The organism is Ignatzschineria larvae DSM 13226 (assembly GCF_038500265.1).
In the GTDB taxonomy this organism is placed as follows: Bacteria; Pseudomonadota; Gammaproteobacteria; order Cardiobacteriales; family Wohlfahrtiimonadaceae; genus Ignatzschineria; species Ignatzschineria larvae.
The window spans coordinates 1576534-1589451 of sequence record NZ_CP150637.1; the positions used below are offsets into that span (position 1 = coordinate 1576534).

At 37.3% G+C, this 12918-nt stretch carries 16 protein-coding genes; all 16 read right to left on the reverse strand.

Going from position 1 to position 12918, the window contains the following annotated elements:
• The 16 genes from WMO13_RS06460 to WMO13_RS06535 all read right to left on the reverse strand — a co-directional run bounded on the left by WMO13_RS06460 (position 1) and on the right by WMO13_RS06535 (position 12917).
• Positions 1–696, reverse strand: coding sequence for a Gp138 family membrane-puncturing spike protein (locus WMO13_RS06460; RefSeq protein WP_026878533.1), 696 nt, complete (start codon positions 694–696; stop codon positions 1–3).
• Positions 674–1492 (reverse strand): phage protein, encoded by an 819-nt coding sequence (locus WMO13_RS06465; RefSeq protein WP_026878532.1) that lies wholly within the window; start codon positions 1490–1492, stop codon positions 674–676. Before WMO13_RS06465 ends, WMO13_RS06460 begins: the two co-directional genes overlap by 23 nt.
• Positions 1489–1791, reverse strand: a complete 303-nt coding sequence (locus WMO13_RS06470) for a phage baseplate plug family protein (protein ID WP_026878531.1) — start codon at positions 1789–1791, stop codon at positions 1489–1491. Before WMO13_RS06470 ends, WMO13_RS06465 begins: the two co-directional genes overlap by 4 nt.
• Before the next feature lie 237 nt (positions 1792–2028).
• Positions 2029–2874, reverse strand: a complete 846-nt coding sequence (locus WMO13_RS06475) for a phage antirepressor N-terminal domain-containing protein (protein ID WP_051396133.1) — start codon at positions 2872–2874, stop codon at positions 2029–2031.
• Between the two features lie 317 nt (positions 2875–3191).
• Positions 3192–3719 (reverse strand): hypothetical protein, encoded by a 528-nt coding sequence (locus tag WMO13_RS06480; RefSeq protein WP_026878530.1) that lies wholly within the window; start codon positions 3717–3719, stop codon positions 3192–3194.
• A 26-nt stretch (positions 3720–3745) separates the two neighbouring features.
• Positions 3746–4618: a hypothetical protein gene (locus tag WMO13_RS06485; protein ID WP_026878529.1), complete on the reverse strand. Its 873-nt coding sequence runs from the start codon at positions 4616–4618 to the stop codon at positions 3746–3748.
• A gap of 535 nt (positions 4619–5153) precedes the next feature.
• Complete coding sequence (locus WMO13_RS06490) at positions 5154–5633, reverse strand: hypothetical protein (protein ID WP_026878527.1); 480 nt, start codon at positions 5631–5633, stop codon at positions 5154–5156.
• 1 nt (position 5634) lies between these two features.
• The gene (locus WMO13_RS06495) at positions 5635–6534 is read right to left on the reverse strand and encodes an endonuclease/exonuclease/phosphatase family protein (RefSeq protein WP_156923249.1); all 900 of its coding nucleotides are present in this window, start codon (positions 6532–6534) and stop codon (positions 5635–5637) included.
• 33 nt (positions 6535–6567) lie between these two features.
• Entirely contained in the window at positions 6568–6768 is a 201-nt protein-coding gene (gene yidD / locus WMO13_RS06500) for a membrane protein insertion efficiency factor YidD (protein WP_084331434.1), read from the reverse strand.
• Positions 6765–7022 (reverse strand): DUF4177 domain-containing protein, encoded by a 258-nt coding sequence (locus WMO13_RS06505; protein ID WP_245601145.1) that lies wholly within the window; start codon positions 7020–7022, stop codon positions 6765–6767. Before WMO13_RS06505 ends, yidD begins: the two co-directional genes overlap by 4 nt.
• A 54-nt stretch (positions 7023–7076) precedes the next feature.
• The gene (locus WMO13_RS06510) at positions 7077–7688 is read right to left on the reverse strand and encodes a hypothetical protein (RefSeq protein WP_026878524.1); all 612 of its coding nucleotides are present in this window, start codon (positions 7686–7688) and stop codon (positions 7077–7079) included.
• 77 nt (positions 7689–7765) lie between these two features.
• Positions 7766–8494, reverse strand: coding sequence for a phage baseplate protein (locus WMO13_RS06515; protein WP_051396132.1), 729 nt, complete (start codon positions 8492–8494; stop codon positions 7766–7768).
• Positions 8494–10425: a hypothetical protein gene (locus tag WMO13_RS06520; protein WP_051396131.1), complete on the reverse strand. Its 1932-nt coding sequence runs from the start codon at positions 10423–10425 to the stop codon at positions 8494–8496. The genes WMO13_RS06515 and WMO13_RS06520 overlap by 1 nt, the downstream gene beginning before the upstream one ends.
• 139 nt (positions 10426–10564) lie before the next feature.
• Positions 10565–10972: a phage tail assembly chaperone gene (locus WMO13_RS06525; protein ID WP_051396130.1), complete on the reverse strand. Its 408-nt coding sequence runs from the start codon at positions 10970–10972 to the stop codon at positions 10565–10567.
• Positions 10972–11406, reverse strand: a complete 435-nt coding sequence (locus tag WMO13_RS06530) for a phage protein (protein WP_034855350.1) — start codon at positions 11404–11406, stop codon at positions 10972–10974. The genes WMO13_RS06525 and WMO13_RS06530 overlap by 1 nt, the downstream gene beginning before the upstream one ends.
• A gap of 8 nt (positions 11407–11414) precedes the next feature.
• Positions 11415–12917, reverse strand: coding sequence for a DUF3383 domain-containing protein (locus WMO13_RS06535; protein WP_026878521.1), 1503 nt, complete (start codon positions 12915–12917; stop codon positions 11415–11417).
• Between the last annotated feature and the right edge of the window lies 1 nt (position 12918).

The following is a 12918-nucleotide window of genomic DNA, read 5'->3' on the forward strand; positions in this document are numbered from 1 at the left end:
CTACTTTGGCGGTGTAGTGTCGCCACCGATGCTGTCTGTGTGAATGTGTGTTTCAAGGTCTACGCCGTTCGCTGTAACTTTTTGAGCGCTCACCGATCCGCCGAATGTTGCGCCGTCACCACCGCTTTGAGTGAAACTGCCAAGTACATCCTGATTGCCGATCTGTTCGCTATTACCCTCTTGCTTACTGTTACCTTCGTGCTCAATATCGCCCTTAATGAGAATCTTGCCATTTGTGACTCGCAAATAAGTACTGCCATCGTCTGTTTGAATTGAAGCGCCACCACTAAAGAATTCCGGGATCTTGTTGGGTACACTATTAACACCGGGAATAAAGAATCCATCACTTAAATCATTAACTCGATTATCCAGCGGTTTACCCTTACCACCTGATTGATACCATCCGTCAATGCAACGACTTGCAAAGATAACAAGTCCCTCATCACCACTAGAAATTGGTACTGTCATGCAAAAACCACCAGCTCGCGGAAATTGCACCGGCACATCGACAAGAGGTGGAATAACCAAGTCTTTACCGTTTTCATCAATGCGATTAATCATTACTTCACAAGTAACCGTATGACCATTAAATGAGATCACTTTCGCCGGCAAAGCAGTGTAAAAATCAGCTTGTTCTGATCTGATCGTGTTTATTAATAAGTCGTATAGAGAATCATTCATTTTTGAAATCTCCATTAATGCAAACTAAATGACTAAACCAATCATCAGCGAGAGTATCGCCGGAATGCTTGATTGATTCGATCTTGAAGTCACCGCTGTATTCCTTGAATCGTGATTGAATACGCACCAAACCACCGATTTTGTATTCGGGATTACATAGTGTTGTAACTTCAATGCCTTTATCTGTCTTGCGAGGGCTAGCGATCATGCCTGTGTCACTTGAGATGATGTAACCCTCATCTAATGCTTTATCTTTTGGCAAAACGATCAATTCACCGTCTTGAATTGACCAATCAGCATTGTTGTTCTGCGCAACATCATTCATCAATTCACGAGTGTTACAGATGAAGACCTTGCCTCTTGGTAAAGCTCTATCATTAGGCAATTCAACATAACCCCTTACAGCTTCAAAGTCTTTAATCGCTTCATTGACAAAGTCATTATCTGTCTGCCCTGCGCTCATTGTTCTAACTGTTTTCGCTTCTGTGTAAGCTTTGTAGCCATCTGCGCACTTTAAAGTCGTGATGATATCGAGATCATCTTTCTCATTAATAACCTTGATAATATCGCCCTTAAATATCAGTTTTGGTGAATCAGCAACGTAACCCACAGATAACTCAACTTGATCGTATTCTTTCGAGGTCAATAGATCCCGATTAGAATCGTTTAAGTTATAGATTGAGATTGTTGTGCTATTAGGCTCTGCTTTCTTTGTCTTCTCAACATCAAAAGCGATTCTTAAACCATTAATCTCGATACTTTCTTCTTCATTGCCAACTTTAAGACTAATAACACGTCCGAACTGCTTCATACTGCCACCGCTAACAATCTGATACGATTACGAAAATCATCTTTACTGACTGAATTGAGCTTGTTACCTGAACGATCAACTAACGTGAAATAGAACGGTAATCCTTGCTCTATCAGTGATTTACCGCCGATTGCTATACCTTTATTTCTTACGATATATTCGCTTTTCGATACATCAAAAAGATCAAACTGAAACCCCTTTAACACTCTGTTATAGCGCAATGTGAGCTTTAATCGCATACCTAAAAGCGTAAAAGTCTGCTCTTGAATGTCTTGATTTAAAACTAGAATTTCATACATTTCACTTTCCTTGTCTTTTTGAGATCGTTATTTCATAAGCCAAAACATTAAACCAACACCAACACTGCCGAGAAATAGCAAAATAGCCAGACCAAGCAATGTGTAAAACCGTATTAACGCCTTTCCTGCATCTGCTTGCGATGCCTCACCGATTGGTTTTGATTCCACTTTTATTTTCCCCACGAAAATAACCCCAATTAAGGGGCTATTTTTATTTACGTTATATTGGTTATACTGTTACTTAAGTAGCTTCTCTGATAGCTCTTTAGCCTGTTTAGTAGCTTCTGCGTAGATGTTTTTATCTAGCATTAAGTATATTTGAGATTCAGCAAGCCCATCATAGATGATTCCATCATTTCTACGAACTTCATTGATTGCCCTGCCGATTCCTTTTAGTCTCTCAGCTATCTCAAATACTTCATTTTGAAGTGACTCATATATCACATCATTATCTAAATGTTTTTTTAATGCTAATTTCATTAGACTTACTGCAAATATTTGATGCTTCTCTTTATCAGTGATTTCAGCTTTACCGCCTGCCATCTTGATTAAGAAATTAATCACATTCTTGTAATCGCTTGCTTTCAATTCTTGATAGCGTGGAACTTTGAAAGTTTGATACATTTTGGTGTAAATGTATTGGTAATGTTTTCCGGTCTTTCTACTTACTTCGTTTACCAATGCTTTAACTTCTTGCTGTTGTTCAACATTAATTGTATTAGGGTGTTCATTAGCAACTGTCGGTAAGAAGTGTTTATAAAGTGCGTCATAGCATTCCAATTGATACAAATATAGAGTTTCTTTGATTTCCGGTTTAACTCTCTTAATATCAACACCTAATAGCCATCCGTTCAAATAACCAAGCGGTAAACAGATAACTTCGCGCTCAAAATTAGCTTTATTCTCCGTTGTCATGATGACAACGGAACTGCTTAACACTTTGTTATTCTTGATTCTTCTGTATTGAGAAGCCCAATCTAAGCCGATATTTTCACAGATAGAGCGCATCGCTACATAAGGCTTACCTTCGTAGTTTAAAACTTGGATTTCTTGGTTATGGAATTGTACTGTTTGAATATTCATGTGCTGTTACCTCTGTTTAAATTAATAAAACCCATTAGGGTGATCAGGAGGTTAAGAAACAGCAACAAGTCTGTCGGACGTATTTCCCCGAAGGGTCTTTTATTAGTCGCCCTCCCGATCGCAAAGGTAATCGTTTGTACACATATCAAGGAAAGAGATATAAGATATGCACAAAAATACCGCTTTTAACGGGATAGCGGTTGTCCGCTTGTTGTTAGGTTCTTACGCCTGTACTAATAGAATACTCAAATTACTGCGAAGTTGCAAATTTTGGGTAATAAAAAAGCCCAGTTAAGGGCCTCATAATAAATACAATGCTATTCATCAACACTTATATTATATGTGTCTACTAAACTAATGCATAAATCATACATACCGTATAGGCTAGAAAAAAGAATATAGAATAAAACCATGTCAGCTAAAAAATTGAATATACTCCCTACGTCTTTTGAAATAAAGATAAGCATCATCACTGTCACAGTTATATTAATGAACAATAAGGTTGCAATAAATTTAACCTCTAGTATCACAGGATTGGGGTCGAACTCTCCATCGAATTCTTTTTTTAATTCCTTTAATCGATTAACCATTAAGATTATAGTTGGAATACATATAGCTAATAAAGTGATTAAAGCGATAAGCAAATCTTCTCTTAAAAATATAGATAAATAATTATTTTGTATCTGTAAAGAAATAACAGCATATAAAAAACTTAATGCTATTAAGATAGAGATGGATTTTGTATGCTGTTGTCCATAACTTTTAATCTTATGCAAAAAAGCACTCTCCTTCAGAAAAGCATACATTAACTTCTTTAGCTTAAGCCGGCGCTCTTTTATTCGCATATAATCTCTTAGCCTCACAGTTTCGCTTATTTTATAATCTTTTTAAGTTTATCAAACAACTTTGTAGCAGTTTCTTTAAAAAAATCGCCTTGGGTATCCTCGTCCCTCACTGAAACAGTTACTGATCTTGGTTGCTTCTTTGTGGTAATCACCCTTTCCCCTCTGGCTCTAATTTTAATTTCTCCACCACCTTCAGATGAGTAATCCACCATACCAGAAATATACTCATTATCTTCATTTAACGTCAAAGCAGCTCCTTTATCGGCCTCTAGCTCTACCAGTGTTTTTTTAGCATTGCATTCATCTCTAGCCAAGAGAACTTGCTTATCAAGGGTTTTTCTTATATTGCTAATATTCGGGGAAATCATCTCAAACTTAACTGAGTAAATTTTTCCTTTATGCTTTTCAACTATCTCCCAGAACCTTTTTTTATCAAAAAGCGGGTCCGCATATACAACTAACCCATAACTTTTCAAAATATCCTGAAGAGTCTCTATCATTACACCCACCACCCTATTTGATGAAGAAAATGCTTTAGTATTGGGAGATACAGCTATTATTTGTACATTTGGCTTGTTGTTCACTACAACTGTTACATGTGGCCAATCGTCGGTAGTATTTTCCTGAAAGTTTTCATCAGTATATTTTAATGTTTTTCTTGCCCCAATCTTACAAACATAAAAATCGTCATCACTGTATATCGTTTCTGATATTATCTCTAGTTTTTTTGCAGGGTCCTTCCACTCATTAATACTCCTCAGAGCCTCAAAAAAATACTCGTTCTTTTTTTCTCTTACATCTTCAGCCGGCTTCATATCTGAAAAAAATTGAACCATTTTCTGATCAGAAGTTAATAGTTGATATCTAAATAATTCAAATTTTATTTTTGTTACACTCATTTTCTCCAATATCCTCTAATAATTTATACCGCATTAGATATTACAATATATTATTGATAATATAAAATTAATACCACACTATATTAGTACGCACCATAATCCTATCTCGGTACTTAGCTGGGTTAATAAGTCGTCATACCTTGTGCAACAAAAATTGTCAGCCACTGTAATCCACTTTTATTGTCGGGAGTTACGCCCTGGATCTCATATAGATCGCCTCTAAATAAGATTCGCATCTTCGCATTGATATAACCGTCACTAATACGCTGATCTATTGCGATTGAATTAACTTCTCTAGCTAAATATTTAAAATTCATTTATAATTACCTTTGTGTAGTTAATAAAAAACCCCTGACCAGCCCATCTGGAAAGGGGTTATTTTTTGCGAGTAGCTATCTCACAAAAAGCATTTGATAGCGTCTAAAGCATTGCGCTATCTGTGTTTTGAGCCTGCAAGGATTCTTTGCAAGTTGGAAATTCAGACATTAAAAAACCACCCGAAGGTGGCTATTAAAAGATAATAGGTTGAATTAAATTAATATTCGAGTAATTTCTCTAATTCCTCTTCCTCATTACGAACTTTTTGGTAATGCTTTAATAACTCATTAAAAATCATCCCTATTTTAGGTGAACTTAACATATCGCTAATAATTAACCTTAAAGACTGTTTATCTAAAGCTTCATTAGATTGGTTATCAAAAATAACCCTACAAGGATAACCACCGTTATCTGCCGTTTTAATCTCTGCTAATTCGTAGCTTTTTTGTTTAGAGTCTTGTTTTAAAACAATTGCGATTAGCGCAGTATATTGTTTCAAAAAATTTTCATCGCGCTTTTGGGTACCCCAGATATTAACCCTAGTATTTTCTTTTATCTCAATACTAATAATTCCTTCCGTTGCATTTAAGATTTCTCTGTCAAGCTCTTTAAAAACTTCTTCAATTTCTCTCTTTTGCTTTTCTACCTTATTCGCATTTTCAATACCTTTTTGAAAAGATTCTGTAAATAACGACATATTAATCTCCCTTTTCAATCACGCCCATGATCGGCAGATGATCCAATTTTGATTTATTACTAGTTACTAATTCTAATATATCCGAATCAGCCAAAACTCTATTTTTTATATTCTTTATTTTCCAGCTATCGGCCACAACAAATGAATGAGAATACATGATTTGATCAAATGTCCTCCACTTTGTAGTATCGCCGGCACGATGGAAATAAGTTCCTATATGTTCAGAGTTATCGCTTTCTGACATCTCTCCCCAAAATGGGTTAAAAAATAACTCTTCTCTTGTTAAAACTATATTTCTATCTCTAGTTGCCATGATCTTTTTAGATAAGCTAACATCAAATGGCTCGTCATTATAATCCCCCATTAAAATGATATTGGGGTGATTGCCGACATCTTGATAACCATCTTCAATATCACAAATATATTCTCTAAGCCTATCTGCAAGATACTCCCTTTTTTCTGATGCTTCAGACTGAAGTCTAGATGGCCAGTGTGATAAAAATAAATGAAATATACACCCTGTGACTTTAAAAACAAAATCTAATCTAAATCCGATTTTGTAGGTTTTCTTGTTACGAGTAGTTGATAAATATTGTTCGTTGGCAATGTGTATACTGTCTCTTTTATAGATAATACAAAAATCAAACTGAGTTCTTCCTACTTCTCTACATGCTGATAATATTTCGTAACCAAATAAATTACACCTTTTCTTTATTTCAGAAATATCACCCTCGGATACCTCACATAGAGCGATAATATCTACAATTTGGTTATTAATTAGCCGATTAATGACTTGAAAAACAAGCTCCCTACCCTCTTCTTCTAGATTGGTTTGATCTCTATACGACATGCTTGTATTCCACCAAGCTAATGAAATGCTTGATTGCAAATTATTCTTCATGCTCAGGTAGTCTTATAATAGATTTTTTTTGCACTAAGGATAATCCTCTCCACCATTTGGATACTTGCATCGACAAATACGTTTAACGGCGAGCGTCGCCCCCTTTACGGTTCCATATTTTTCAATAGCTAATATGGCATATTCTGAACAGCTTGGTGTAAATCTACATACATTAACTCTCTTCTTGTGTTTACGGTAAAAATATATCAAGCTGATTAATATTCTCTTAATCATTCAATTTCTTTCCGAAATGAGGCAACATAGCTAGATCGTTGTTTTTTTAGATCCTCACTTTTCCCACCAAAACACCCCGGCTTAGCTATTATTTCTTCTGTAAAGGTATCTACTCGATCAAACTCCCATCCTTCAACGGCGTGTTCATTGACAACCCTTTCAAGATACTGAGCCAATTCATTCCCTTTACGATCTTTTTCATTAATAGATAACATTGGGGCAATTTGAACCATTTTGTATGTGTATTTAGCCATTATAATAACCTTTGTTGTTAGTAAGTTGCATTTAAATATTATATTACATAATTCTTAAAACCCATCAGTAATAGATTCTTTCTCTTTTTGAATTTCTTCTGCTGTGGATTTTCCAAAGTAAGCTATCGCAAAAGTTGCATCTTGTGGTTCGCCTAACATCATCCCTTCATCATTAACATTAAAATTTAGAAAAACCTTTATTTGACCAACAGCATCTGATTTTGGGCTATTATTAGCAGAAACCTCTTTAATATCTCTCATAAATAGAGTTCCTGTTAGTCCAAGACTTGAATAGATACCTTTTGCTTTAGATTTATCAAATGATCCCCATCTCTTCTCTAAACTATCGACAAACTGTTTGTAATCAGCAATAACCTTATCTTCCTGTAGTTTCATATTGGATAGCGTTATTGGATAGTTTTTCAAGAAAGCTATACCAATAACCTTATTGTCCTTATCTGTCTCAACCTCCATCTTGTCAAAAAATTTTACGTTTTCAGACAGCACATAATAGTTTTCACCTAAAGACTTGATGTCTTTTTTTACAACCCCGTCACCACCTGTAAACTCACAACCAATTTTGATCCCCTGTATTTCTTCATAAGACGCTTCGCACGCAAAAGCAAAGGGAATAGATGTTAATATAATTAAAAATAATCGCTTCATATTGATTCCTATTCAGTTAATTTAATTTTAATATAATAACTGAATTAATCTATAAATAAAACTTAACCCTGCAAAGCCTAACCCCTTAATACTTTTAGTACGCTCTCTTCCTGTACAGGCTTTAGCGTAGTATTCCCCAAATTAACTTTCGATACCTGACTTGGCATATCCGTATCAGGAACAATTAAGCCAGATCCGATCTTACTCTCAACAATAAAAATCTCTCTCAATGTGATAGAAAATTCACCTGAAAACTCTTTATCTTGATCGAATGAGATTGATGTAATCATCATATTTTCATATTGTTTTGAGTAAGTCGTTAGGGTTACCGGCGTACCGCTTCTTTGCAGTGATAAGAGATTATCAAAAGCATTCTTTACCCGATCACCGCCTGAAAAGTCCGCTAATGGTGTTTGAAAGTTTGGTAAAAACTCTGCTGCAATATTAATCGCTTGACCGCTCGCACCACTCATCAAACTACCGGTAAAATCATTAGCGACATCTAAAGCCTTATCAAATACCGGTGACACATCGAACGGCAAGGAAAATTCAGGGAAGCTTAACCCAAGTGACCCGCTAGAGAAGCTAGGAGGCTTGTTATAAGCCACCATTACGCCATTTATCGTGATCTCTTTAGGCTCTAATACTGCATGATCTGAAATATTAGAACCGGTCTCGATTGGATTTTCTGTCACTCTCAATGATGAAGTGTGACTTTCCATTGTCACAACATCAAAACTGAAAGAACCGCTATCGCCTGAAATCATGCCGAAACTGTTATTTAAATTTAAAATACTCTCGAACATTATCCCCTCACTGCTGATTTGTTGAAGTCACTAGCCTTGCCTATTTGATCTGCTAAGTAGTTTCCCGCTCGTTTAGCGCCGTCTAGCGAATCTGTGGCGTGAATCTCGATTTTAGAATCGACTTTAACATCGTTTCTAACCGTTGTGTTTTGGTTAGTCACCGGGCTTGGTACATTAATGCCGTTTGCAATTGAAGCAATTGAACCATACATCGCAAGAAAATCATCATTTTTGCTTTGATAATTGTTGGTTACATTATTACTGTAATCGTAACTACCGTTATCGTTTGAACTATTGTCGTAATCATAAATAGGACTAACTCCTTCACCCTTAGAATCAGCAATCGCATTCATTGTCGACATAGCTAAACTAGGGCTTGCCGGCATATCGTTTTCATCTGCCCCATTAATTGGTGTGTATTCAATATTTACGCCGGGTATGTAATTCAATGCTTTTATTGCATTACCAACTATAGTGTCAATAAAGCCACCGAACGTCTCTTTAATCCACTTCATTGCCTTTTTGAATGGACTAATCAGATAATCAAACACCGCAACAAAGCTCTCTTTAATCTTCTCTGGTACAGTCTTGCTATCATCGCCCCAGATCTCAAATAGATCCTTTACGAGGTCAAATGCAGCTTTAAATGGCGCAAAGATAAAGTCTGTGATAAGCGAAAAGAATCCTGCTATTGCATTAACAGTATCTTCAGCTCCCTCTTCAGACATGCCGAACCACATAAGCACATCTTTGATAGCATCTCTAACGTAGCCTGTAACCGCATTCCATGCTTCCTCAGCCCACTTTGAGATATTACCCCAAATGTTCTTGAACTGCTCGCACAGCCAATCCCAGTTGTCATAGATTAGATAAGCAACAACGGCAATTGCTGTCAATATCGCAATAATAGGGTTCGCCATCATTATCGCTCTTAGCGCTTTAAATGCCGTGCCGATTGATTTGATATTTTTGACTATCGCTGAGAATAAGCCTTTACTGCCAAGCAATGTAAAGTAAGTCACTAACCCTACTAAGATCGGTTTCCATATCGCCTCGCCCTCTTGAAAGAACTTAATAACTGCTTTACCGCCTTTAATCAATGAGTCCCAGTATGTTCCGAAAAGGCTCTTACCGCCTCTCATGTAAACCATTAGATCATCAATGAGAAGCAATAGAACGCCGAAAGCTGTGATTATCATGCCCACCGGGCTAAACAGAAAAGCACGATTCAGTACTGCCCAAGCCACACCAAGCGCAATAAATGCGTTTTTCCACCCGATTGTCGAACTTATAACTTTATCAATGAATTTAATGAAGTTTGTAACGACTTGAATGCCTTTGCCGATCCATTCTACAGTTTTTGTAATGCCGTTGGTGATGAAGTCTTTATTGACCATTAGCCAACCATTAAACTTCTCACTAACAGCAGTTAATGTAGGTATAAGGTTGATTGCAATCTTTGTTTTGACGCTATCAATTGAAAGCGATGTGCGCTCTAACGACTGCTTGTAGCGATCTACTTGCGATATCTCATCTTCTGATATCTGATAAAGTGCATTTTTAGACTGAAAGAGCGATTTTGCATTATCAATAGCATTATTAAAAGCAGAAGCGATCTTGTTACCAAAGAGCATTAAAGCACCTACAGAAGCCACGACAGCAAGCTTTAATTTACTAAACTTACCGCCTGCTTTTTCTGCTGAATCGCCTGTTTTCGTGATGTCTTTAGAGGCTTTATCTGCGGTTTTAGAAGCGCCATCAAGTGAGCCACTGACTTCATTTAACAATCCATCAAGCTTCTCATTGATAGCACTTGCGCTCTCGCCGATCTTATCAGCACCAGTTTGAAGCAAGTCAACATAACCGCTGATTTTCTGCGCTTGCGCACCATCTACGCCGATTTTTATTAGTAATTCATCTAATGTAATCATTTCTCTCTATCTCGTTTTTCTGCTAATAACTGCTCTGCTATCATCTCGTGCATACCAATCACATCATCAAGCGAGTAGACAGTTTTTAATTCATTAAGACTCGTTAACCCTCTAGAAATCGGCGACCAAACAAACCAATCTACATCACTTTGCCCGCCACTTCCTCCAAGTTCAAAGTACTTATCTTGGATTCGAGGCCACTCGGTAAAAAACCCAAAAAATGGAATTTCAAGCCCTCGAAAATCACTTGATAATAATGAGAGCGGTGCTTATTGAAGAATTTATTGATCTCTTCAGGCTTGTTAAATAGCACCTTTTCACCGTTTTCATCTGTAGCTGTTAAGTGATGAAGAATAAACTTCTCAACATTTGCAAACGATTCAGAGCCGATGTTTGAGATCAACTCACCTACATCAAAGCCTGTTTTGCCGTCTTGCATAGTAAAACAGCCCTTCATGAGGGCTGTTAATGTTTTGAGTTGTCTGTTCGCTTCAAAGAAACTTGATTGCTGAAACTCGTAAGTAATATCGTCAATTCTGATTTCCATTAAATATAGCCCTCTGTAAGTTTAATCTCTGCTTTCACCGCTTTAAGCGTCCATGTGTTGCCGTTATGCGCAGTGCCTCGACCGTGTGTTGGTGGTGTTGTGAACCAGCAACCTGTCAATGTAAACTCATCGCCATTTCGTAAGTCTTTGAATGAGATAATATTGCCCGAAGCTGTGCGCATATTGTTGATTTGACGTGAACGTAAATCGTTTAAAATGCGATTCATTTCAGAGTGTTGAAGTCCTTTAATTGCGATTGTTGCTCCCTTGTTACAAGAGCTTACAAATACGCCATCGCCATTGATACCGTAAGTAATGTCGCCATCATCACCCACCGGCGTAATGACTACTGCATCTTGAGCATTCTCAAAACCTCGTAATTCGATTCCATTAATTGTCAAAACGCAATCATCTAAAGAAAAAGCATGACTCATAATTCCCCCTATCTATCCATCATTAATACGATATCTGCAAAGTGACCAGCGCCTGCAAGCTTTGCGCACACCATTATTGGCATCATCTTTCTTGATTCACGATCTGATTGATCTTGCATATCAAAAGATTCTGAATAGAAGTAGTAGCCATCTAACGTATCGCCGTCTTTTAATTCGCCAATATCGCCGTTCATCCAACGACCTTCACCTAAGAAACCGTTAGTCTTGAACTGCTCGCCCACAACTTTAAGAGAATCAATGAGAATTTGTTGTCCGCGATCTGTTTGCGGGATCTTCTCTGCTTTCTTGAGTCGATTGAATGCTTGAACTTGAAGCGCATCTGCAAAAGCATCTGTGCCGGTTGTTTCATCAATGAATTGACCGCCCAACATCGTACCCTCTGCCAACATGTTCACACTTGCATAATCGGTGTAGAAGTTAATACCTAACTTGCGACATTTTGTTGCTTCATTAAGCGTAATACGATCATCTGATTGAACGCTTGTTTGCTCTTTGAATTTCACTGTTTTAGCAGTGTTTACGCCATTCCAAATAGTCGTTATTGCAATACCGAGAAGCTCTGCACCTGCATGAACATCGCCTGTATTGTTGTATTGCACCATCAAGCGTTTACTGTTCTTTTTCGCTAGTCGCTTATAGATATTTGAATCAGTGTATTCAATATCTGCCGGTCGGACTGCTGTAACAGCCATTACCTTTTTATCAGCAGAAGCAACCCAATCATGAGCCTCTTCTAATTCACCATCTGTTAAACGATCAGCAAAGTAAACACCGTAAAAGCCTGTGTTTGCATTGTTTAAAGCAGTTAATGCTTCTGACGGACTCTCTTTCTTAAACTCTTGAGAATCTTGGCCATTAATGATCGTTGCATACCCATCTGTAAGATTCAAAGCTGTACCGATATATGCGCCATCTAAGCCATCATCAAACACATAACCAAAGTTAGCGCCTGCACCTGCTTCTTTTCGAGTGAGGATAAAGCGATTACCGACCTCATCGAAAATCATCTCAATGCCAAGCTCTTCATTAATCGCTGTATTGATAATTGTCGCAACATCATCGAGTGATGAAACTAACGTAAAATCAAGATCTTCAGTGGTGATAGGTTTGCCATCTAGCACGAAAGAGAAATAACCGTTCTCGATCTCTTTAAATTTAATATACGGCGTACTAGCAGTTGCCCCGACAATTTTTGAGGCTGTCGCTTCTGTTTTAAAGCCGTCTTTAACGTATTTTGCGATTAGCGCTTGTCTTGGCTTGGGATTCGCCGAAAAGAGCGATCTTGAAGCCTTATAGGCCTCTGAATTACTGCCAAAAAGATTTGCAACATCATCGGCGCTTGATACCGTTACATAACGTGAATTAGGATTCGCGAACTCTTCACACATATCACTTGTGAAAATCGCTGCAATGCTAAAATCACGTTTTTTAGCACCTTGCCCCTGCTGTAAAATCCGAACATTTACAACATCATTCATTGATAAACTCATA